At 46.7% G+C, this 21933-nt stretch carries 18 protein-coding genes; 7 read left to right on the top strand and 11 right to left on the bottom strand.

The genetic code is table 11. From position 1 onward, the window contains the following. The 6 genes from QMA35_RS07565 to yedF form a co-directional block, all read right to left on the bottom strand. On the bottom strand, positions 1–2298 hold a 2298-nt coding region (locus QMA35_RS07565), incomplete at its 3' end, for a hypothetical protein (RefSeq protein WP_281646535.1). Positions 2299–2447: 149 nt separating this feature from the next. Beyond that, positions 2448–2771, bottom strand: a complete 324-nt coding sequence (locus tag QMA35_RS07560; RefSeq protein ID WP_281646534.1) for a NirD/YgiW/YdeI family stress tolerance protein — start codon at positions 2769–2771, stop codon at positions 2448–2450. Positions 2772–2987: 216 nt separating this feature from the next. Next, positions 2988–4079: a selenide, water dikinase SelD gene (selD, locus tag QMA35_RS07555; RefSeq protein ID WP_281646533.1), complete on the bottom strand. Its 1092-nt coding sequence runs from the start codon at positions 4077–4079 to the stop codon at positions 2988–2990. A 12-nt stretch (positions 4080–4091) separates the two neighbouring features. Next, positions 4092–4307, bottom strand: a complete 216-nt coding sequence (locus QMA35_RS07550) for a DUF3343 domain-containing protein (protein WP_281646532.1) — start codon at positions 4305–4307, stop codon at positions 4092–4094. Next, the gene (locus QMA35_RS07545; protein WP_281646531.1) at positions 4304–5452 is read right to left on the bottom strand and encodes an aminotransferase class V-fold PLP-dependent enzyme; all 1149 of its coding nucleotides are present in this window, start codon (positions 5450–5452) and stop codon (positions 4304–4306) included. The genes QMA35_RS07550 and QMA35_RS07545 overlap by 4 nt, the downstream gene beginning before the upstream one ends. Then, the gene (gene yedF, locus QMA35_RS07540; protein ID WP_281646530.1) at positions 5452–6126 is read right to left on the bottom strand and encodes a sulfurtransferase-like selenium metabolism protein YedF; all 675 of its coding nucleotides are present in this window, start codon (positions 6124–6126) and stop codon (positions 5452–5454) included. Before yedF ends, QMA35_RS07545 begins: the two co-directional genes overlap by 1 nt. A 419-nt stretch (positions 6127–6545) precedes the next feature. Between yedF and QMA35_RS07535 the strand changes: the two genes are divergently transcribed. The 3 genes from QMA35_RS07535 (at position 6546) to QMA35_RS07525 (ending at position 10554) form a co-directional block, all read left to right on the top strand. Further along, entirely contained in the window at positions 6546–8726 is a 2181-nt protein-coding gene (locus QMA35_RS07535) for a hypothetical protein (RefSeq protein ID WP_281646529.1), read from the top strand. 351 nt (positions 8727–9077) lie between these two features. Then, positions 9078–9674: a pilin gene (locus QMA35_RS07530; protein ID WP_281646528.1), complete on the top strand. Its 597-nt coding sequence runs from the start codon at positions 9078–9080 to the stop codon at positions 9672–9674. A 364-nt stretch (positions 9675–10038) separates the two neighbouring features. Beyond that, a complete protein-coding gene (locus QMA35_RS07525) occupies positions 10039–10554 on the top strand; it encodes a hypothetical protein (protein ID WP_281646527.1) in 516 nt (171 codons plus the stop codon). Positions 10555–11167: 613 nt separating this feature from the next. Here QMA35_RS07525 and QMA35_RS07520 read toward each other — a convergent pair. The 3 genes from QMA35_RS07520 to QMA35_RS07510 all read right to left on the bottom strand — a co-directional run bounded on the left by QMA35_RS07520 (position 11168) and on the right by QMA35_RS07510 (position 14812). Continuing rightward, positions 11168–12007 carry a 2OG-Fe(II) oxygenase family protein gene (locus tag QMA35_RS07520; protein WP_281646538.1) on the bottom strand — a complete coding sequence of 280 codons (840 nt, stop codon included), beginning with the start codon at positions 12005–12007 and terminating at the stop codon, positions 11168–11170. Between the two features lie 136 nt (positions 12008–12143). Further along, positions 12144–14549, bottom strand: coding sequence for a response regulator (locus tag QMA35_RS07515; RefSeq protein ID WP_281646526.1), 2406 nt, complete (start codon positions 14547–14549; stop codon positions 12144–12146). A 116-nt stretch (positions 14550–14665) separates the two neighbouring features. Next, a complete protein-coding gene (locus QMA35_RS07510; RefSeq protein WP_281646525.1) occupies positions 14666–14812 on the bottom strand; it encodes a hypothetical protein in 147 nt (48 codons plus the stop codon). A gap of 177 nt (positions 14813–14989) precedes the next feature. Between QMA35_RS07510 and QMA35_RS07505 the strand changes: the two genes are divergently transcribed. Continuing rightward, positions 14990–16069, top strand: coding sequence for a hypothetical protein (locus QMA35_RS07505; RefSeq protein WP_281646524.1), 1080 nt, complete (start codon positions 14990–14992; stop codon positions 16067–16069). A gap of 52 nt (positions 16070–16121) precedes the next feature. Here the strand turns inward: QMA35_RS07505 and QMA35_RS07500 are convergent, their stop codons facing one another. Then, positions 16122–16712 (bottom strand): hypothetical protein, encoded by a 591-nt coding sequence (locus QMA35_RS07500; protein WP_281646523.1) that lies wholly within the window; start codon positions 16710–16712, stop codon positions 16122–16124. 515 nt (positions 16713–17227) lie between these two features. Between QMA35_RS07500 and hisG the strand changes: the two genes are divergently transcribed. Genes hisG through hisC form a run of 3 tightly spaced genes read left to right on the top strand, consistent with a single transcriptional unit; the run spans position 17228 to position 20469 of the window. Beyond that, the gene (hisG, locus tag QMA35_RS07495; RefSeq protein ID WP_281646522.1) at positions 17228–18139 is read left to right on the top strand and encodes an ATP phosphoribosyltransferase; all 912 of its coding nucleotides are present in this window, start codon (positions 17228–17230) and stop codon (positions 18137–18139) included. 3 nt (positions 18140–18142) lie between these two features. Further along, the gene (gene hisD, locus QMA35_RS07490) at positions 18143–19426 is read left to right on the top strand and encodes a histidinol dehydrogenase (protein WP_281646521.1); all 1284 of its coding nucleotides are present in this window, start codon (positions 18143–18145) and stop codon (positions 19424–19426) included. Continuing rightward, positions 19423–20469 (top strand): histidinol-phosphate transaminase, encoded by a 1047-nt coding sequence (gene hisC / locus QMA35_RS07485; protein WP_281646520.1) that lies wholly within the window; start codon positions 19423–19425, stop codon positions 20467–20469. The genes hisD and hisC overlap by 4 nt, the downstream gene beginning before the upstream one ends. A 28-nt stretch (positions 20470–20497) precedes the next feature. On the opposite strand, the gene QMA35_RS07480 is transcribed toward hisC, so the two are convergent. After that, positions 20498–21907 carry a DEAD/DEAH box helicase gene (locus tag QMA35_RS07480; RefSeq protein ID WP_281646519.1) on the bottom strand — a complete coding sequence of 470 codons (1410 nt, stop codon included), beginning with the start codon at positions 21905–21907 and terminating at the stop codon, positions 20498–20500. Positions 21908–21933: the final 26 nt, after the last annotated feature.

The raw sequence follows: 21933 nt of genomic DNA, 5'->3' as shown, positions 1-21933 counted from the left end.
CTCGGATGGGTCTGTAGAAACATTAGATGACGATGAATTTGAAGACACCCCGGATAAACTTGTCGAAACATTAGATAGTGAGCCAGGAGGGTTCAGGGTGGGTGACCGGCTGTCCTCTCCACCACCAGGATTGAGGAGCCCGAACCCTCCTGCAGCCCAGATAAGTCCGCTGTATGTCGTTGTAGCTACGTCAGGGAAAAAGTAAGCGCCTGTAGCTACAGCTACCCCTAAACTCACTCCACCAAAGATAGCTTTTCTGGGATGTTTTGCCATAAGGCGTAGAGATCGTTTTGTAGCCCCAACAAACTGACGAGACGTAATGTGTCTGAAATGTGGCACAGCGCTATCCCGTTGGACATCACTGTAATAAGCGCCACTACTATCAGAAGTATCCAGTGAAGCTTGGGGGTGTGTTAAGGCGGTCAGCTGACTTTCATCTATATCGCCGATGAAAACCCCCGTGGTAGCATGAGCCAACAGGTTGGTACAGACGGAAAGACCGGGCAAATTAACAGTTTTATTCTTAGCCTCCCGATGAGTGAGTTGGAGAGGAAGAAGGCTTATTATGTCTTTGTCCATATTCCAGGTAGTGTCGAGAGTGCTCAAATGGTGCAGGGTTCCGTCCTGGTTAAACATTTGAACGCGTATTTTGTTGTTTTCAATGTATTCAACCTGCAGCGTTGCCAAAGCATCTGACGCACCATTCATTAATCGCTCTGTCTGTATGGATGCCTGATATTTTTCGCTTAATCTGGAAGGCAGTGAATGAAGGGTGGCTACGTAACTGTTGGAGGCATGAGATATCAGGTGGATAGAATAAGGTGTTTTTTCGCCATCCCCATCTAGCAGGTAAAGTGCGTCTGTGGCTAAGCCGTGAGCAGGGTTAAATGGATTCATCAGGGTGTTGGGGAGGTGGAGATGAGAGTTCTTATATCCCATATTCACATCCAAGGTATCGGGCAGGTGACTGAAGGATATTCGGGAGTGGAGTTGTGCTACTGGAGTGCGCTGGCCATTAAAACAGGCCGTTATAATTTTTTCGTCAAGTTCTGGAGGGAGTGGATGGGACGGCTCATCTGGCTGTTGGAGCCAGTCTGTCCACTCTGACATCATATTTGCCAGTTTTACATAGTTAATACTCTTTACCTTTCTTTCCAACGTCGAGCATGCAGCCAGCATGGCTAGTGGCGAGTCAAGATGAACTTTTGCGAGATGCTCAGATGATGCATCATACAAGTGGACTGTCTTGTTATCTGCGGATATATGCAAAGTGAGTTCAGCATTATTGTTAGGCAAAACATCGGCGGATTGCTCTACCGTTGGTTTATGTAGAGGGTACAACTCGATAAGCATTCCATCATGGCTATCATCAGTGACTTGTAGAAAATACAAATCCCCCCTGACAGTCGCTCCCTTTCGAGGAATAAGTCTTTGCCCAGAGCCTTCAATAAATATCGGCGATGTCATATATCCGAGTTTTGGCATATCAGAGCGGTTATAGACCGTGGTAATAACAGAAGGAAACGGATTTTTGGACGATGCTCGCGGAATAATTGGTTCAAAATGTGTGGTGTCTTCGAGGGGTGACTTCATGTCATGTACCGGTACAGCGTACCGATTGCCTTTGTCTAATATGCCAGAGTGATCGTCATCGGCTTCAACAAAAGTAAGTAGCTGTTGTGGAGTACATTCATCAGGGTATACAACGCCATCCAGAGCTTGGGCAAGGCTGGTTGCTTCTTCCCCGAGGGAAGACTCATCCTGATCCTTGTGGGTTCTGACAAGCAGGTTGAGGACTGCAATTAGATCTGGCATGGCAGCAACTTTGGTTTTGGTTCTGCTGTGACGAACAGGGGAGGTATGTTGAGAGAGGGTTGGAATCTCAACGGCTTCGTCCAATGGTTCCAGTTGAGAATTGAGTAGTTGGTACTGGTATTTGGGTTCGGAATCTTTATGGGAAAGAATAACTCCATTGATGATTTTGTGATCTTCAAATTGTATCGCAGGACTTTCTTTCTGAAGAGACATTTTCAGGGCAACTCTCACTCCATCCTGAACAGGCGATACGTGCAGTGAGTATTGTGATTCGTCAGTGTTCATCATCCCCAGATCTATGACGTATCCATTCTTAACGAGGTTTTTCTCAAAAACTGCGGGCAGGAGCCTTTGTTGAAGCCCTCCGCCGGGAATATTTCTTTTAAGATGGACGGAAAATGAAGTTCCGGCAGCGTGGCAAACAATGGAAGCCATTAAAGTGAGTAAAGCAAGAAGTATGTAATGGAATCGAAGGGTCGTCATAGGGGTGCCGCCTGATTCAGGGGTCGGTCATTGAAGGGGGTGAACAATTGTTCGCTTCAGGAGAAAAGCATAAATATTAGAAGCAAGTAGTAAAGCCTGCATGAAAATTTGGTGAGATTTGTTGGCAATCCGGCGTGTAGGTTAGTGTTTTAGAAAGTCCAGAACACCTGGTTAGCTTCCACTTCGTGACTGCCATTATCTTCGTGAGTGACCTCACCTTTGATGCGAATGCGAGTATTGGGCTTCAGGCCGCTCTGGGGAATGTGGTTGGGGGGAACATCAACTTCTATAGCGGCAGTGCCATCGTGAAGCAGTATGGTTTCTGGCCCAATCTGCCGAAGTACCACACCAGTAATATCAACTGTCCCTCCATGATGATTTTCACTCAGGGCTTCTTTTACGGTGACCTTGTGAGGTGGAGGAGGCGTTACTGTTTGCTGCGATCTGGAAGGAGAGGAAAGAGAAGCTGTCAAAATTAAAGCACAGCAGCAGATTGCTGTTTGTATATGACGAATAGATCGCCTGTATTTCGCTCTTTTGGGTATGAGTTCTGGCATAAATCCGGTGGTTTTATGATCGCCTGATTTCTTCTAAATATAGGCAAGTTGAAGCAATCATCCACCGATGGTGAGTGACTCCTTCACAGGCCACTCAATGATATGAAAAGCCTGCGAGAGAGCGGAATTGAATCAATCTATAACCAAAGCGGTTTCACCGCGAGGCAAAACTTCTCCGATGATGCTGGCTTGTGGGTGTTTTCCGCTGGCGACAAGTTCTGCCAGCATATCGTTGGCGCTTTCAGCCGGAGCGCAGATCAGTAAGCCGCCAGAAGTCTGGGCGTCACAGGTGAGCATTTTCAGGTTGTAATCCAAACTATCCCGGAATATTGCATCATCACCAATGTACTGCAGGTTGCGGAAGGCTGCGCCAGGGATACAGCCATCATCAAACAGATCATAAGCTTCATCGAGCAGTGGTAGAGTCTCGGTATTAATACGCAAGGTTGTTTTACTGCCGTTGGCAATTTCACGGGCATGGCCCAGCAAACCAAAGCCGGTAATATCTGTCGCACAGCAGGTGTCGTATTGGCACATAATTTCTGCGCCAGTACGATTCAGCAGCTTCATCTGTTCCACGGCATTGCGATAGGCTTCATCACTGGCCAGTTGTTCACGATGGCCAGAGATCAATGCGCCAATGCCAAGAGGTTTGGTCAGAATCAGTTTGTCACCAGGGCGAGCGCCACTGTTGCTGACAATTTTGTCTGGATGAACAGTGCCAATAACCGCGAGGCCAAACTTTGGTGGATGATCTTCAATGGTATGTCCACCAACAACCAGAGCGCCTGCTTCAGAGACTTTGGCATGACCGCCTTTCAGGATTTCCGCAAAACCTTGAACAGGAAGATCTTTGGTGGAGTACATCATCAGGTTCAGGCACATCAGCGCTTTGCCACCCATAGCGAATACATCACTTAAGGCGTTAGAAGCGGCAATTTCGCCAAACTCTTCCGGATCACTGCACACTGGTGGGAAGAAATCAGTGGTGAAGATCAGCGCGGTTTCATCATTGATTTTGTATACACCAGCATCGTCGTGGGTGGAGATATCCACCAGAAGATCCGGGTGGCTGGGGAAATTCAGTTGACTGAGAATACCCGCAAGTTCAGTGGGAGAAAGCTTTGCGGAGCAGCCGCCATACTCAACAGTTTTGAGCAGGTCGATGCCAGAGCTGGTTTCAGTAGTGTTTGTATCAGTAGTGTTTGTATCAGTGGTAGACATAACTTATAAACCTTAAATACGGGCCAGAGTGACCTGAAAACCAGATGTATCAAGCTGATCTTTCACTGTGTCAGCTTTAGCTGGGTTAACTTCCAAGCACATTCCGCATTCCGAAGATATTTCCCGTGGAACAGGCAGAACCTGACAACTTATATTTTGTTCGCGACAGTGAGCTTCCGCCTTGATGGCGTACCGCATGGTTTTGAATAACAGAAATGTGCGGCTCATGAGGCTTTCTTCTGTTGCTCGCTGGATTGAGAAACCTCCCTGAGTGCGCCCAACAGATACTCAAAATCTTCCGGGGTGTGATACGGAGATGGTGTTAAACGACATGTGCCGTGGGGAAAGGTGCCAAGGTGTTGGTGGGCAGAGGGTGCACAGTGCAGCCCGGAGCGGCTCTCAATATTGAAACGGCTAGAGAGTTCCCATGCCAAAGTTCCTGCATCCATCTTGCTATGGTTCAGGGAAATAACTTCCCCTTGGTTATCCGTGTTTTCAGTACGCAGGATGGAATAACCGGGAATACTTTCGATGTTATCCAGAAGTTTCAGGAAGTCATCATGGCTGTGCGCAGGTTCCGGTCTGTTATCCAAAGCTGCGAGAAGGCCAAATATTCCGGCAATATTGGGGGTGCCAGCTTCAAATCGATCCGGCATTTGTAAAGGCATGGACAAATGTTCACTGTTGCTGCCAGTACCTCCGAGCACCAGCGGCTCTACACGATCCGGGTGGCGAATATACAACCCTCCGGTTCCGGTTGGCCCCAGCAGGCTTTTGTGGCCAGTGAAAATCACGTAATCCAACATCCACTCATCCACGCGAACGGGGGTTTTCCCAAGGGACTGAGACGCATCCAGCATGATTGGGAGATAGTCAGCTGCTTTGCGAATGTCTGCAACCGGCTGGATAACACCATTCACATTGCTTTGATGGTTAATCACAGCCAGAGCTGTGTGGCTGTTAATCAGTGCAGGAATTTCGTTTGGAATAATACGGCCGTCTGGGCCAGCAGGAAGAGTCACCAGCTTGATATGCCCTTGCTCTTCCAGCATTTTTAATGGTCGTGCGCAGGCGTTGTGCTCAACCGGGGAGATCAGAACTTCTGCCCCTTTTTTGAAAGACAAACCTTGCAGAATTACGTTGGCCGCATGAGTGGCATTACTGGCGAAACAAAGATGTTCCACCAGGGAGATATCCATTATTTCCGCAAGGCGATCCCGGCACTGTTCGACCGTTGTTCCAGATTTTAAAGCTCTCGAATGGGCGGAGCGGCCATAATTACCACCCACTTCCATCAGGTAATGGGAAATGGCTTCTGCGACCTGTGGAGGTTTAGGAAAACTGGTAGCGCCATTATCAAAGTAAGTAAGCATCAGGGATACACCACATGCCCGGCAGCTGCGAGCTTTTCAGCAATGTCATACATATTGGAAATACGGCCAGCGGCCAGCTGATCTTTGATTTCAAAGAAATCGACGCAGGCTCCGCACACAATCACATCCACGCCGCTGTTTTCCAGAGCTTTCAGGGAAACGTCTGCGCCAGAACTCTCAGTCGCCAGCTTGACGCCCCCGTTATAAAGAACAATTGTTTTTGGTTTGTTGTCGAGTTCCAGAAGCGTGTTGATATAGCCTTTCACCAGTATTTGGCCAAGGTCGTCATCGCCCTGCCCCATGCGGTCACTCTTGAGTGCCACTACATAATCAGGGGCTGCTTTCTGGAAACTTTCCGTTGGCGTTAGCGCAGCAACTTGAGCTGTTTGTGGTGCAGGCGATTTTTCGGCCTCTTTCTTTGAAGCGTTATCTGCCCCTTTGCTGCGTACGGCATCAATAACCCAGTCATCGTCATCACGGCTGGTTTGCGGTTGAGCGTTTTGGTCATTCAGGAATGACAACAGGTTTGCATGGGCGATTTCATTGTCCAGCAACACCCGAAAGGTTTCCCCTGTGTTCAGGGTTTTCCAGAGGCGACGGGTTTTAATCAAAGGTTGTGGGCAAAGGCAGCCGCGGGCGTCTAGAAGGTGGCCGGGTTTTTGAGTATCTTGCATGAGAACCTCGTTGGGTTGCGTTCAAAGGGCAACCTCAGGCAAACCAGAGCCACTCATGCATTTTCCCTATGCAGTGATCAGTGCTGATTTGAGAAACTGTGAAGACTTGGCAATGTGCGTGATATGCACCATTGCTGCAATGATGCAGGTCAGCCTTACGTGAAACAGGCACAGCATTCACGACACTTGTTATTCACGACACTTGTTATTCACGACAGTTGTTATTCACGACAGTTGTCTCTTCACTCTCAGTAACGGGGGATGGCTCATTATAAGTAGAAAATCTGAACTTTATGGCTGTATAGATCAAAGAGAAATACTGAAGGCATGTGCTTTACAAAAAGCTGTAAAAACGCAAGCTCTGATCTATACCTCTTCACCCTGTACGTACTCTCTCGTGCAGAGCAGGAGGTTTTTTTATGCGCCAAGTGCTGGTAACTGTGTTTCAGCTCCCACTCTTCAGCCTTTTGACGGCGCTGTGGGTTGGGAACGTTGGCGCGTCGCAAGAAAAAAGTGGCAGTGCTGCATCTACTCACTTGCCTGGAGCCGCCATACTTGGGGGAAACTCTGAACCTAAAAGCGATATGACGGAGGTCGGTCCAGATCAAGAGATGAGAGAAAGCAAACGTCCAGTGAGACGTAGTTCGAAAACCCTCGAGTTAACAAGACGTTCAGGGGATCGTGGTTTGAAAGCCTTCGACTCACCATCAGCGACAAAGCCGCACAACCTCAAAACTTCGAAATTCAAGAAGGGCAAGCAGAAAAAAGAACAGCGTTCAAATAAACAGCGTCCAAATAAAGAAAGTACCGAAGAGAAATTGGCCAGCACACAGAGTCTAACGCCTTCTACAAATCTGGCAGTAGTGACATCGTCTGGGGGCACGGAAAGAGAAGACGACACAAGTCTTCCGGTTGTTCCTCCACCTCTTCAAGCAGGAAGCCAGCATACTGAAACAGAGAGCAACACAAAAGAAATCGAACAGGTTACAAATATAGTCAGTGAATTCACTGAGGAAAGGCAGAAGGCCGATAAGCCTGATACAGGGGAACATACAAAAGAAACAGACCCGAATGAAGAGGTAGCCCATGTCTCTTCTGGAGACGAGAAAGGAACCGAAGAGCTTGGTGCAAAGGGAAATACAGAAGAAACCGAACAGGTTAAAGGGATAGTCGGTATCAGTAACTCCACTCAGGAGGATGATGAACCTGTCGAAGGTGATCAGGGAACTGACATCCAATCAGAGGAGAAACAAACAACTTACACCCGCATTAGTCCCGTAAAAGTCGTGACTATTGATGAAAGTGAAACCGTTCAATTACCAGTTTATCTTCAAAGTATTGGGAATGGCTCTGCCTCTGCCTCTGCCTTAACAACAACCCTGAAAGCCTCGGACGGATGGGAGATGCATTCGACGTGGTATGAAGTGGAAGGCTCTTACTATAGCCCAGCTTACTATTTGCACTCGTATAAACTGGGGCCTGTCCACATACGTATACAGTTCACGCCTGGGCAAGGAACAAGTCCGATCGGGAAAAAATACACGACAGGGGTTGTGACTGTTTATGCAATTCCGGTCGGTCCGATCAAAACGTTCAAGCCGGTCAATACGACGGACCCTACCCTGCCCAGACTAAACATGCTTCTGAAACTTGAACTTCGGGCTGATAGCCAAGAGGATGAACGCCGAGAAGAACTAGCTGTGAGTGAAGATAAACTCCAAAGATTAGACACGCCAGCAACACAGGCAATGTCTCAATTAGACAATACTCATAAGGCTTCCATGCATCGGTTAGCTGGAATCACTTCGGATTATGCTTTGCAAGAAGTTATTTTAATAACAGCAGGATTAGGCTCCCGTACCTCTCAAGCTGCTGATGAAAGTAGAGCTCTTTCGGGTGATACAAAGGAAGAGCTGGCAGAGCGTATAAAAAAAGTGCTCGCACGTGTAGGTGAAAAGGCCTTTGGTAACTTTTTGGAAGGAGACAAATATGAGGAAAAACTGCGGGATGGACTTTTAAATAGTCATACGGATTTTATATCAGATAACTCTGATTACATGCAATTAAGCAGTGTGGATGCAGAGCTGGCTTTTAATGGAAAATTACGACGCAAGATTAGCACCCTTGTACCACTAGGGGTTACCCCCCCGAATCAATTCACATTTGCCCCGCCTTTTAAATTGACTGGAGTTATGTTGCCCCAGGATTCATCCATAGATCAGGAAGGAGCAGGTATTTATTTCATTATTGATCAGGATATTCTGCTTGAGAGGGTGTCAAACTTGATTGAGCGTTACAAACCCGATGAAGATGGCAGTGATCTTATCGAAGCAAAGTCGTTGATTAGTTCTACCGGAGAGGGTGACGATGCGGAACCAGTCATTCGTATAGTAAGTAAAGGGGAGGACGGTTCTTTATACATGCTTAAGCATGACGTTTGGGTTCCAGTTGAACTCCAACATGGACATGAATATGGATATGAACATGAAGAGTCTCCTGATCAAGACAGAACGGTTGAACATCAACCTGCCCAGCCTGTGCAGTCCACATCGTGGCTACCGTGGAAATGGAAATGGGGCAAACTCGTTGGTTGGCGTTAAAAGTGCCAGGGAAAGTGATTTCGCGCTTGCACAGAGTTTTTTATAGAGCGGGATATAGAGCGGGATAAAAGCTGCCTGACACACGACGACACCATTCTATGTGCCGCAAAGCGGCACATGTGTTACCAAAATACACGCCCATGGTTTCCTGACTAAGTTCACAATTGACAGAAATGCCCAGATAGAGCCTTTCGCTGCTTATGTAAGCAAAGTTGGCACGATGGTTGATATGTATATGCCAAGCGAGGCCGCAGCGTAAGTTGCGTAAAGTTTCCTGAGTTTAACTGGGGACTGTCTCCTTGGAGATAGCCCGGTTGGGCTGGATATAACAACAAAGTTGGGAATGTGAAAATGAAAACACAACAGAGCGGTTTTACTCTTATTGAATTGATGATCGTGGTTGCGATTATTGGTATTTTGGCGGCAACAGCATTGCCAGCTTATCAAGATTACACAGCTAGAGCTCGTGTATCTGAGGGTATGCTGATGGCTAAAGGCCTTAAGGATTTGGTTCAAGATAATGCTAATAATGTAACACCTGCTGCCAACGGAGGTTTTGGTGCAGGGTTTACTACGAGTGCTACTGTTAACGGTGCGCCTGTTGCTTGTGCTGGTGGTGCCACTTGTACGCAAACTCTTGGTGCAGACGGTAACCCGAACGGTTCCCAAAATGTATTAAACATGACTGTTGATAATGCCACAGGCCAGATTTCTGTTGCACATACTGCTCGTGTTAATCCTGCTGCCAACGGCAATACAGTAGTAATGATTCCTTCTTCCGGTGGTGCTGCATTAGTAGTGGGCGTGCGTCCTGCTCAGTTCCTCGTTTGGACCTGCTTCTCTCGGGAAAGATTGGCTGCTGGTGTTGAAGCAATTTCTGGTAGTGTAACTATTCCTGCTGCCAACTTGCTGCCATCCAACTTGACTCCTGCTGAATGCCGTGGCTGATAGTGTTTACTTTACTCTTGAGGGCTTGCTCTCTTGAGTGACTAAAAAGGCTCCTTATTAGGAGCCTTTTTAGCTTTACTGCGAATTGATATTTTTTGTTTGTGATATTTGCGGAGATCTCGTATATGCCAGCCTTATTACGGCCTACAATCAATTCAAAATTACAGGCGGCAGCTATCCATGCCTGCGTATCTTTATTGGTTGCTCTATGCTCGGGGAGTGTTGTTTTCCTTATTTGGTACCCGGGACAAATGGCCGAAATGCTGGGGGGGTAGAGCTCTATTCAATAATTCTTATTGTCGAAGTGAGCCTAGGACCAGTTATCTCATTGGTAATTTTTAATAGTAGAAAACCGAAGTCAGAGTTGGTACGTGACTATACTCTGATAGCAGTGGTTCAATTATCCGCATTGGTATATGGTTTGTATGCCGTAGCACTTTCTCGCCCTGTTTTTACTGTTTTTGTGAAAGATAGAATTGAAATTGTCACACCATTAGAACTGGATGAACAAGACTTACTTAATGCTTCTACCAAGTATCAATCATTAAGTTGGACTGGCCCTATAAGTGTTTGTACTGAGCCCCCAACGAATCCCCAGGAAAAATCAGCTCTTCTATTTTCTGGTATTGCGGGTAAAGATATGCAATTTTTCCCAAAATACTATAGGGAGTGTAGAGAGGGTGAAATTCTCTCAAAGTCATTTGATAGAGAAAGATTAGATACAGTCTTAAAGCAGAAGTCTGATGAAGAACAAATATACACTTTGCCTGAAGGTGACTTTACGTGGCTGCCAGCCAGAAACCGTTTCTCAACATGGATTGAACTTTATCCTGTAGATAGGTCTGAGAGTTTTTATTTGCCCATTAACCCTTTTTTTTAGAATAAAGAGAGAAGTCTTATTTAGATTTTAGGCTTCTCTATAAGCATCTCCTGATACATTACTTTGGGCGCTTTCATACCGACTACAAGAATAGTATGTAATGTACTATGGCGTTGAAAGTTTCCCCGTATGAAAAACTCTAGTGATAGTTTTTTATCTCTAATAGTTCTCTGTATGTTGATTGTCCAGGATATACTTTTATGATTTATATGGTTTCCTATTATTAGTTGTGCCTGTTCCTTCAAATAGTTATTTTTGTTTGATGACAGCCAAGCACCTTCACCTTCCACCCCATAGATGAACGGCCATAGTGTTGGTTCTTTGAGTTTTACTGCTTCGATTGCTTCAGTTTCCAGTCTGCTTTTGACGAATGTGAAGAGATAAAGTGACAAGAACAATAGAAGTATTGAATAAATTATAAAACGCCACAAAAATACGACTGGTTTTTTACTTATTAATATCACAAGTGCGTCTCACATTTGAAAGTACACACTTAACTAAAGTTGAAAAAGAGAAGTCGTCAAACTTTGTGGTAATGGGGCAGGGAGTCGAGATTATAAAATAACTCCGACCCCATTAAGTCCCATTAAGCCGCCATTAAGCCTAAGGAAAATCAAATAACCCCCAACTCCTTCAATCGCTCCAGCAAATAACTCCGCTGCGTATGCCGCTCAGAAAGCACGACTTCACTCCGAGGGTGTAAAAACAAAGGCAAAGACATTCGAGAGTTCTGTTGGCTGCCACCAACAGGGTTAATCACCCGATGGCTGGTCGAAGGAAAATACCCACCAGAAGCTTCCTGCAGCATATCACCAGTATTAATAATTAAATTGCCAAAGTTGGATGGCACATCGGCCCAGTTTCCATCTTTCATTTTTACCTGCAGGCCTGGCTCGTTGGCAGCAGGAAGAATGGTTAACAGGTTGATATCTTCATGGGCTGCTGCACGAATAGCTCCTGGTTCTTCTTCACCTGTAAATGGTGGGTAGTGCAGCACGCGCAGAAGAGTGTTGGGCGTATCAACAATCATATCAGGAAGAGGCTCTGAGAACTTACCGGCAACGTTTTCAGGAGAATTGCTCTCCACCCATTTCAGTAGTTCGCCTGCCAGTGTTGAAGCCTGCTTATAATAACTTCTTATCTCGGCATTAAGCTCTTCTGGCACGCGCCCCCAAGGGTAAATATGGTAGTACTCTTTTATATCTTTTTTGGCATGCCCTTTGGCGGTTTCTGAAACGTCTGAAGGAAAGAAACCGTCCTGCTTTTCCGGGTCGAACAGGAAATCGTGTTTGTGGGAAGAGTGAAAGAACTCAAGCCAGTTGCTGTAGATAGATTCAACCAGTTCTTGTTGTATGGGGTGGTTGGTTAAAACAGCAAAACCAGTTTCGCGTAAGGATTCAACAAACTTTTCCGGCGCATCGGCGGCAGAGTAGTCGACTACCTGAACATCCATAACTTTCACTACAATTTCTATTAAGAATGTGCGGATGTTAACTATTTCTGACCGTGCTTCACAGCCCTTTTTTCACAGGTAAAGTAGCTAATCATTTAACCGGGGAGAACAAAAGGGAAGGCTATTGGTAGTGGACTTATTCGCTTAACCACCGTGAAAGCATTTCTGCCAGGGCATCACTCTTAACCGGCTTACTGATGTAATCGTCCATACCGGCTTCAATACATTTTTCCCTGTCACCTTCCATAGCGTTGGCCGTCATGGCAATAATCTTATGGGCTTCACTACTCTCTTCACTACTCTCTTCACTTTCCCGCTTTCTGATGGCTTCGGTGGATTCATAGCCACTCATTTCTGGCATCTGACAATCCATTAGCACCAGGTCGTACTTCTTCTTACCCGTCATTTCCAAACCTTCACGGCCATTCACTGCAAGGTCAATATTGGTAATGCCAAGCTTCTTCAGCATAGCTTTGGCAACTTTCTGGTTAACCGGGTTGTCTTCTACCAATAGCAGAGAGTACTTGTCTTCGAACTTGGTTTTGGTTTCTTTGGGTTTGTCTGGCGCTATATCTTTCACTGACTGACGGTTCATCACTTCCATGGTCAGATCAAGTAATTGAGATTGTCTGAATGGCTTTGCCAAACTGCCATGGAGTAATGCCTCTTTCTGCTCCTTGGCACAAAGGTGACCGGCACTTGTCAGCATGATTCTCCGGCAGTCGCCCAAATCTTTATCATTGGCGATGGCCTTTGAAAGAGTAATGCCATCCATGTCCGGCATCTGCATATCGAGGTAAGCCAATTGGAAGGGTCTGCCTGCTGTGACTGCGTCGTGCATTTTTTCAAGGGCTATGGGGCCACCTTCTGCCATGGCATGGTCAATGCCCCAGGCCTCCAGATACTTGTGAAGTATTTCCCGGTTGGTTGGATTGTCATCCACGATAAGAGCATAGGTGTTGGAAAGATCCATGCTCTCATAGTGTTTAGGCAGATCAGCACCATCACTGACGCCCATCTTCACTTCAAAGAAGAAACAGGAGCCCTTGCCAAAGGTACTGGTAACCTGCAAATCGCCACCCATGATTTCAACCAGTTGGCGAGAGATAGTCAGGCCGAGACCTGTACCTCCAAACTTACGAGTTGTGGAACCATCAGCCTGAGTAAATGGCTGGAACAGTGTTGGAACAACCTCTTCTGGAATACCAATACCAGTGTCTCTTACTTCAAAGCGAACAATGTGTTGATTGTTTTCTGTTCCCTTGTAGAGAGCACGAACAACCACTTCACCTGTTTCCGTGAATTTCACCGCATTACCAAGCAGATTGGTGAGCACCTGTCGTAAACGTACAGGGTCGCCTTTCACGGCGGATGGCATATTCACGTCGGTATAGCAGCCAAGTTCAATTTTCTTTTCCCGTGCTCGGCTAGCCAACAAAGCAGAAACATCATCAGCCAGGCTGCTGGGGCTCATATCAATCTGTTCCAGCTCTAGCTTGCCAGCTTCGATTTTGGAAAAGTCGAGAATGTCATTGATGATTTGCAACAAAGCATCAGCGGAGCCATAGGCAGTTTCGAGATAATCCTTCTGACCTTTTTCCAGATGGGTATCACGCAGAAGTTCGAGCATGCCGAGAACGCCATTCATAGGCGTACGAATTTCATGGCTCATATTGGCAAGGAATGAGCTTTTGGCTTTTGCTGCTTCGAGTGCTGCTTCTTTCGCTACAGTGGCTTCTTCAATGGCGTCACGAAGGTTTTCGTTGGCCATATTGAGCGCTTCTGTACGCAACTCAACCGTATTTTCCAGTTCCTGCTTATTCTTATTCAGCTTTTGATCACGGTGATGGACAAGATCCATCATTTCATTGAAACGCTCGTAAAGCTGGCCAATTTCATCGTCACTGGTCTTCTCCAGTCTGTGGGAGAAAATCTGATAAGACGAAACCTGCCTCATGGCTTCCGCAAGAGTTGTGATTGGATTGGAGATTAACCTCTGCATCCGATAAGCAGCAAGATAAGAAACAATGATGGCCAGAATGGTGATCATCAAGGCTGCCATCAGGTTCAGGGTTATCTGTTGATATAAAGGTTCAAGGCTGGCTCTGATCACTATTGTGCCAATAGGCTTGCCTTCATATTCTATAGCCCGGGCAACATCCATCCAATCATCGGAGATTTCAACTGTTCGTTTGTCTGGAGGCAAAAGATTTTTGTTGTAAGTGTGGGAGTCGGAACGGTTATAACTGGCGAGTTTCTGACCATCGGCCAAAAGAAGATAGGCTTCCTCTATGTGAGAAACAACTTCCAGACCATGCAAAAGTTCATTGCCCGCTGCGGCATCCTGAAAATGAACAGCAGCCTGTGAGTTGGTCGCGAAAACCTCAACCAACGTCTGGATACGCTCCATCATCGCGTCTTTCGACTTGGTGTAATCGGAAACGCTGTACACAATCAGGCTCACCAGAAGACCCACCTCAGCGGTGATCATCATGGCATAGCGCAGTTTGCGCTCAATAGAGAGTTTCGAAAAACTAAACATCACATCCCTGTGAGTTCTGGAGTCGTAATTACGAAAGAGTCTAGTGCAGGCAGTCAGCCACAAATGTGGCTGACTGGAAGAGTTGAAGAATCAGAGAAAGCTCTGGTGTCGAGTTATTAACGCAAAGCCAAAATTATCTGTGGGCTCTTTTCTTGCTTTTCCGTTAATGCATCCGAAGCCGGACGAGTGGCAATAAAGTTGGATGAAATAATACAGGCGGTTAGCAGAAGTACCTTTAAACCCTGACTACGCTCATTACCCATGGGAAATCCCTTTCTTTGAGTTAGACAGCTGTTCATCCTGAATACTGTCTTTTTATTAGAAATCCTAATTAAAAATTTAGTACATATTCCAGATTGTGCAATTTACAGAGCAAAGGTCGTTTACCCATTTTCTACTCTGTTAGGTAGATAAGGGACATTGTTGCGAGTAATGAAGTTATGGCGGAAGGAATTTCACAAAACCAGATGGCTACTGAGCGCTTAAGAGCGGAAGCCAGGCGCCGTTCAGAAGAAGTTTCAGAGCAGTCATCGAAGAGCATTGAAAAACAACAGACTAAAAACTCCCCCACCGCAGGGTTTGGTGGAGAGAACACTATCGGTTATCTGACTGGTGATGGTGATATTGTAGGCACAACAGGCCAGGTAACCCCGGTTCTGGATCGTCCTGACGTACAACCCGTGGGTAAAACTTCGTTATCAGTATTTGAATCCATAGCCGCTACAAGTCGTCAGGATGTTGTTGCCGGAAACTTACTCCTGGCCGGTGATCAGGGAAATTTCCCTCCAGAAGTTCAAAATCAGCTGAGCACCTACGCCATGCAGCTTGTCGTAGCCGAAGACCTTCCCCCTGAAACCCTGCAAAGAATCGAATCTAATGTAAACGCACTCCAGAAAACGGCTGCGGGAGCAACAGATATCGCAGATATGGACAGTGTCATGATGGCTTTAGAGTCCGACTTCTCAAGTAGCAGCCTGAAGCTTAAGGGCAGCTACCAGAAAGAGGTTCATGAAAAGCTTGAGGTTCTGAGAAAACTGGCACCACTTTTAAATCACATGGTTGATGATGCCAGCAATGGTTACATGGGTAAGGAGTGGAAAGGAGATAATATTAATAAATTGCTGGAATCTTATGGAATCGATCTACAGCTGAGCCCTGACGAGTTGAATCAGTTCAATGAGTTGGTCAACAAAATGGACAGCGACGGCGCTGATGGCGGCGGAAAAGCAGATAAGCAACAACGAGAATTTATAGAAGGGGCTATTGAGATCTTACTTGGTGCTATGGATGTTGATACCGGGATTGATGTACAAGACTTTGCGGGAAAAATTATTGATACATTCCGTACAGATTATGACGACTCCGCTCACCGCATGCCTAACGGAGGTTATGCGATCAGCGAAAGAGAAGAAGGCCGCTTTAACAGACTTGTTGATGATATCAGTGAAGGAGCTGGGATTGCTGTTCAACATCATCATGACGCCCACAGAGAAACAATAAAAATTCCCAAGCACATCTAATTTCCATTCGTAATACTAGGGGGCGTTTTCTTAGTGAAGCTTTGGTCAAAAATTAGTCCAGAAAATAGTCGCTGGCACCTTGTAATGGCCCTAGAGGATTTCGTTCATTGTCGTACTGAAGAATTTGAGGCGTTCCACTCCAGATTTTGAACACAACTTTGTTATTGACCAGCACAACAATAGCCCGAAATTCCCATCCGGATATTTCAGTCTGTTTCTGAAAATTCATGAGGTCGAGAGCCGTATTGCCGTAGCGTTTTTTGTGCTTAACCTTGGGCCAGGCCTCAACACCGTAGCACTTCTCCCTCGCGTAAATGCATTGCTGTAAACCAGGGGAAAGCTGCTCCACTTCAATAGAAGGGTTAGGCATGAAGTGGCTGATAACATCAAGGTAAGTCAGACGTTTCACATTAGGTACACTAAAAGGATCAAAACCCAGCTCTTTGAGTTCTCGGAAGTCAGTTTTGCCAACAATAACTCTGTCATAAGCTTTCTTGGCCTGCCCGAAATTGGTCCACGCAGTAAAACTGCGCTTATGTCCACTGGGTAACGGAGAAGTGCTACAACCTGTCAGAACGAAACTGAGAAGAGCGGTCGCCAGAATTACAGACAACCATGGCCGTATACGTCCCTGTATAAACATTGCTAAACCTCCCTGCTTTCCTCAATGCAGTAATGGCAGCAAATGTCTCACACAAACAGCATCCACGATGACTATGCCACCTATTAAGCTTAGCCGACCTCAATATAACTTTTTGCGATAAATAGTCCGGTCATTTCGCGGAAATGGAAAAGAGACTGCATCAACTGCTCAAGTAAAATCTGTCAGGAGGCAACGGCTGAGTGATTGCTTTTTCTTCTTTCCTCCCTTAGGGTTTGCGTTAAATCGTTTTTAGAAACGCGAATAGACAGGCGTTTCCACTAGAATAAACAGGCGTTTCCACTAAGGGAACACTAAAGGAACACTAAAGGAACACTCATAATGCTGAAGTTTACTGCTAACCATCATCACCATTTCAAGCGGTAGCCTTTGGCATTTCGCTGGAAGGCTGCTGCAAAAATAGCGCCCTCCAGTGTAAGAGTCTGATTTCAGATCAGAACGAAACAAAAAACCTGGAGCAAGCGCTTCAGGTTTTTTTCGTTTAAGAGGACTGAAACATGACAAACACAACAAATACCCAACCAAGACTCAGAATCGCCATCCAGAAGTCTGGTCGTTTAGCAGATGAGTGCGCCACGCTGCTGAAAGGTTCTGGCCTGCAGCTGAATTTAAAAGACCAGCGCCTGCTGAGTCACTGTCAGAATCTTCCCATCGACATCCTTCGTGTGCGGGACGACGATATTCCCGGTCTGGTGATGGATGGTGTCGTAGACCTTGGCATTGTCGGCGAGAATGTTCTTGAAGAAGAACAGCTGGAACGCACTGCGAAACAGCGCCCTGCCAGCTTCACCACACTTCGGAGACTGGACTTCGGTGGCTGCCGCCTCTCTCTGGCTGTGGATAAGGATATGGAATACACAGGCCCAGAGTCTTTGACTAACTCCCGCATTGCTACGTCTTATCCCTATCTTCTGGCTCGCTATATGGAACAGGCCGGCGTTCCTTTCAGTGATTGCATGCTGAAAGGTTCGGTAGAAGTTGCGCCTCGAGCGGGTCTGGCTGATGCTATTTGTGACCTTGTCAGCACCGGCGCTACACTTGAAGCCAACGGCCTTAAAGAAACTGATGTTATTTTCCGCTCTAAAGCCACCTTGATTCAGTCAGCTTCACCACTGTGTGATGAAAAGCAGGCTCTTGTGGATAAACTACTGACCCGTATTAACGGCGTTATTCAGGCGCGGGAAAGCAAATACATCATGCTCCACGCACCAAAGGCCACCTTGGATCAAGTCATTGATCTTCTGCCCGGCGCCGAGCACCCCACCATTCTGCCCCTCGCACAAGACGAAGAACGCGTTGCCCTGCATGCTGTCAGCTCCGAAACCCTGTTCTGGGAAACCATGGAAGAACTGAAAGCTCTGGGAGCCAGTTCCATTCTTGTGCTGCCAATCGAAAAGATGCTTGGGTAAATCATGGATATTATTAACTGGAATCAACAAACGACAGAATCCCAGGAAAAGTTTCTGGCACGGGCTGAGCAGGTTCAGGGCAAAAGTTTAACTCAAACTGTGGCGGATATTCTTGAGAATGTTCGCCGCAATGGAAATCAGGCTCTCTATCAATACAGCGAACAGTTTGATGGGCAAAAGCTCGAGCAGCTGGTTATCGACAGTGATGAACTGCGCCAGAGAGGCAACAATATTCCTGACGCACTGAAGCAAGCCATCGATGCAGCCATCGTAAATATTGAGAAGTTTCACGGTGCACAGGCGTTTCAGCCTGTCACGGTGGAAACTCAGCCCGGCATAGTTTGTGAGCTGAGAAGCGAGGCTATAGAAAGAGTAGGACTTTATGTTCCTGGTGGAAGCGCACCACTTGTGTCATCTGTGTTAATGCAGGCTCTACCTGCAAAAATTGCGGGCTGCGAAGTTCGGATTTTGACAACACCTCCACCAGTGAACAATGCTATTTGCTACGCTGCATGGAGATGTGGTGTTCAACAAGTGTTTCCTGTTGGCGGAGCGCAGGCCATTGCTGCTCTGGCTTATGGCACAGAAACCATTCCGAAAGTGGATAAGATTTTTGGCCCCGGAAATCGTTTTGTGACCGAAGCGAAAACTCAGGTTAGCCAAACAGGTACAGCTATTGATATGCCTGCCGGACCTTCCGAAGTTCTTGTTATTGCAGATGATTCCGCTAATCCGGCTTTTGTTGCAGCAGATCTTCTTTCCCAAGCCGAACACGGTGAAGATAGTCAGACCATGCTGGTATGTCTTTCTCAAAGGTTTGCAGGGTCTGTAAATGCAGAACTGGATCGGCAGTTGCAGACACTCAGCCGCAAAAATATTGCTGCCGAAGCCCTGAAACAGAGTCGTACATTTATCTGCGACTCATTAGAAGAAGCTACGCAAATCAGCAATGCTTACAGCCCAGAGCATCTGATAATTCAAACAGAAAATCCAAGAGAGCTGTTACCCAAGTTACGTGCAGTTGGTTCTATTTTCCTGGGAGCATGGTCTCCTGAATCTATAGGCGATTACGCCAGCGGCACCAATCACGTTCTGCCGACTTATGGTGCTTCCCGAAGTGCTTCCAGTTTGTCGTTAGCTGACTTCTGTCGACGCTATACCGTACAGGAATTGAGCCGTACTGGTTTAGATGAGCTTTCACAAACAGTGATAACTCTGGCCAATGCTGAAGGCCTGGATGCCCACGCTAATGCTGTGTCAGTTCGACTGGAAGGTGGACAGGGATGAACTTTGCTGAAAAACTCTGCCGCCCGGAATTGCTGGAACTTGTTCCCTATCAATCCGCTCGCCGAACAGCGAGCGGTGGGAGAGTCTGGTTAAATGCTAACGAAAGCCCGTGGAACAATACAAATATTGAAGGCGTAAACCGTTACCCGGATTGCCAGCCACCAGCCCTGCGTAAAGCTTATGCAGATTACGCTAATCTCGGTACAGACAATGTGTTGATAACCCGTGGAGCGGATGAAGGTATTGAACTGCTAATTAGAACCTTTTGTGTTCCCGGCAAAGATAAGGTTGTAAGCCTGACTCCCAGCTATGGCATGTATCGGATCAGCGCTTTGACCTGCGGAGTGGGATATCAAGCTGTACCATGGGCGAGTGAATTCACGCTACCGGCAGAACTCGTTGAAGAGGGAAAAGAGGCAAAGCTGGTATTTGTCTGCAATCCCAATAATCCAACAGGTACAGTCGTTAACCAGACTCAATTACTTGAGCTTGTTTCATCTATTCCAAATACACTGGTTGTAGTGGATGAAGCTTATATCGAGTTTTGCCCGGATCAAACAGTTGCCAGCAAACTGGCAGAATTCCCCAACCTTGTGGTGTTGCGAACACTTTCCAAAGCCTTTGCCCTTGCGGGCGCACGGTGCGGCTTTGTGCTGGCAAATCAGAAGATTATTGCAGTACTGGAAAAGGTTATCGCGCCTTATCCGGTACCAGTTCCGGTCAGCGCTGTTTCCGAGGAAGCTCTTAGCACTTCAGGCATCTATCACATGAAAGAGCAAGTGGGTGAGCTGAATACCCTGCGCCAGCAACTTGTTGAAACCTTAAGGCAACTACCATGTGTTGGAAAGGTTCCGGATTCTCAGGGAAATTTTGTCATCTTCGAAGTTAAACAGGCTGATACGTTATACGACAAATTGAAAGCGAAAGGCATTCTGCTACGCACATACTCAGCCTTACCTGGCTGGTTACGGATAAGTATCGGGAACAAAGAAGAAATGACAGAGCTGGTCGAGGAATTGAAAAAGGTCAGCTCAACCGCGTAAACCGTGGTTGAGCCGGTCATAAACAGGTTTACTCGGTTACAGGCACTTTTTTACGCTTGGGTGGTTCAAACCCTGTATCCACACCAGCAGAAGAACCACGGGATGGTGCTCTGCGCTGCCCCGTTGCTTTCTTGTTTTTTGGTCTGGACTTCTTCTTTGGTGCATCGGTTTTCTTTTTCTTCTTACCGGCAGCTTTTCCAGAAGCTTTAACCTTTTTCGGGCCTTTGTAACTACCCTCAACCTCTTTCACGTTCTTGCGCTCAAAACGTACTTTCAGGTAACGCTCGATTGCAGACATAAGGTTCCATTCATTCGGCCCTATGAGGCTGATAGCAGTGCCTTCCTGCCCTGCACGGCCAGTCCGGCCAATACGGTGCACATAATCATCACCGTTGCGAGCCATATCCAGATTGATGACCAGATCAACACCCTGAATATCCAAGCCACGAGCAGCAACATCAGTCGCCACCAGAATATTCACCTTGCCTTCCCGAAGCAGCATCATCACCCGGTTGCGATCTGGCTGGATCATTTCACCGTGCAAGGCACTGACTCGCAGATCCTGCTCTTTGCGCAGCATCTGGTTTAGAGTATTAGTCTGCTCACGGGTATTGGTGAAAATAATGGCCTTCTGGAATTTTTCATTCTTGAGAAGCCAGGTCACGACACGAATCTTGTGAGCAGGATCATCGGCCAGCATGATTTGTTGGCGAATGCTACCGTGCTGATCCTGAGCAGTGCTCAATAACAGGTTTTCGTGGTCTTCTTTCAGAACCTGCTTGATAACATGGAGCATGCCTTTCTGCTTGAGAGTGGCGGAGAACAGCAGCGTTTGGCGCTCTTTCTTGCAAGCCTCTTCGATTTTCAGAACATCTTCACTGAACCCCATATCCAGCATTCGGTCGGCTTCATCCAGAACCAGAACTTCCAGATCAGACAGATCAACGTCCTTGCGGCTCATATGTTCTAGCAGACGACCAGGTGTTGCTATCAGAATCTCAGGATTCTTGCGCAGCAGTTTGATCTGGGTTTTGTAGTCTTCACCGCCAACAATCATGCCGGCTTCAATAAAGGTGAACTTACCCAGAACCTCACACTGCTGAAGAACCTGCCGGGCAAGTTCACGGGTAGGAACCAGGACAAGTGCCCGAGTGGCAGAACGAGGAGCCTCTAGCGTATGCAGACGGTTCAGAATAGGTAGCATAAAGGCTGCAGTTTTACCGCTACCGGTTTCAGCGCTTACCAGCAGGTCTATGCCGGATTTGACCAATGGAATAGTCTTGGCCTGCACTTCGGTTGGCTCTTCAAAGTTCAGCCCATTTAGACCTTTTATCAGGCGATCATCCAGTTCAAGATCATTAAACCGCTTGGGTGTTTCTGATAACTGACTTTCTGACAAAGAAGCTTCAGCCTGTGGAGTCTGGTTCTCGGTAATCAATGTCTATCTCGAAAAAAACTTGAATG

Origin of the sequence: Parendozoicomonas sp. Alg238-R29 (assembly GCF_947331445.1) — a bacterium.
GTDB lineage: Bacteria > Pseudomonadota > Gammaproteobacteria > Pseudomonadales > Endozoicomonadaceae > Sansalvadorimonas.
The sequence above is the reverse complement of the archived record's forward strand: the minus strand, read 5'-3'. Positions and strand labels throughout refer to the sequence as shown.

Excerpts from the sequence above, each read along its gene's own strand:
- selD (WP_281646533.1), bottom strand. The coding sequence starts at position 4,079 with ATGTCTACCACTGATACAAACACTACTGATACAAACACTACTGAAACC.
- QMA35_RS07550 (WP_281646532.1), bottom strand. The coding sequence starts at position 4,307 with ATGAGCCGCACATTTCTGTTATTCAAAACCATGCGGTACGCCATCAAG.
- QMA35_RS07545 (WP_281646531.1), bottom strand. The coding sequence starts at position 5,452 with ATGCTTACTTACTTTGATAATGGCGCTACCAGTTTTCCTAAACCTCCA.
- yedF (WP_281646530.1), bottom strand. The coding sequence starts at position 6,126 with ATGCAAGATACTCAAAAACCCGGCCACCTTCTAGACGCCCGCGGCTGC.
- QMA35_RS07535 (WP_281646529.1), top strand. The coding sequence starts at position 6,546 with ATGCGCCAAGTGCTGGTAACTGTGTTTCAGCTCCCACTCTTCAGCCTT.
- QMA35_RS07530 (WP_281646528.1), top strand. The coding sequence starts at position 9,078 with ATGAAAACACAACAGAGCGGTTTTACTCTTATTGAATTGATGATCGTG.
- QMA35_RS07520 (WP_281646538.1), bottom strand. The coding sequence starts at position 12,007 with ATGGATGTTCAGGTAGTCGACTACTCTGCCGCCGATGCGCCGGAAAAG.
- QMA35_RS07515 (WP_281646526.1), bottom strand. The coding sequence starts at position 14,549 with ATGTTTAGTTTTTCGAAACTCTCTATTGAGCGCAAACTGCGCTATGCC.
- QMA35_RS07510 (WP_281646525.1), bottom strand. The coding sequence starts at position 14,812 with ATGGGTAATGAGCGTAGTCAGGGTTTAAAGGTACTTCTGCTAACCGCC.
- QMA35_RS07505 (WP_281646524.1), top strand. The coding sequence starts at position 14,990 with ATGGCGGAAGGAATTTCACAAAACCAGATGGCTACTGAGCGCTTAAGA.
- QMA35_RS07500 (WP_281646523.1), bottom strand. The coding sequence starts at position 16,712 with ATGTTTATACAGGGACGTATACGGCCATGGTTGTCTGTAATTCTGGCG.
- hisG (WP_281646522.1), top strand. The coding sequence starts at position 17,228 with ATGACAAACACAACAAATACCCAACCAAGACTCAGAATCGCCATCCAG.
- hisD (WP_281646521.1), top strand. The coding sequence starts at position 18,143 with ATGGATATTATTAACTGGAATCAACAAACGACAGAATCCCAGGAAAAG.
- hisC (WP_281646520.1), top strand. The coding sequence starts at position 19,423 with ATGAACTTTGCTGAAAAACTCTGCCGCCCGGAATTGCTGGAACTTGTT.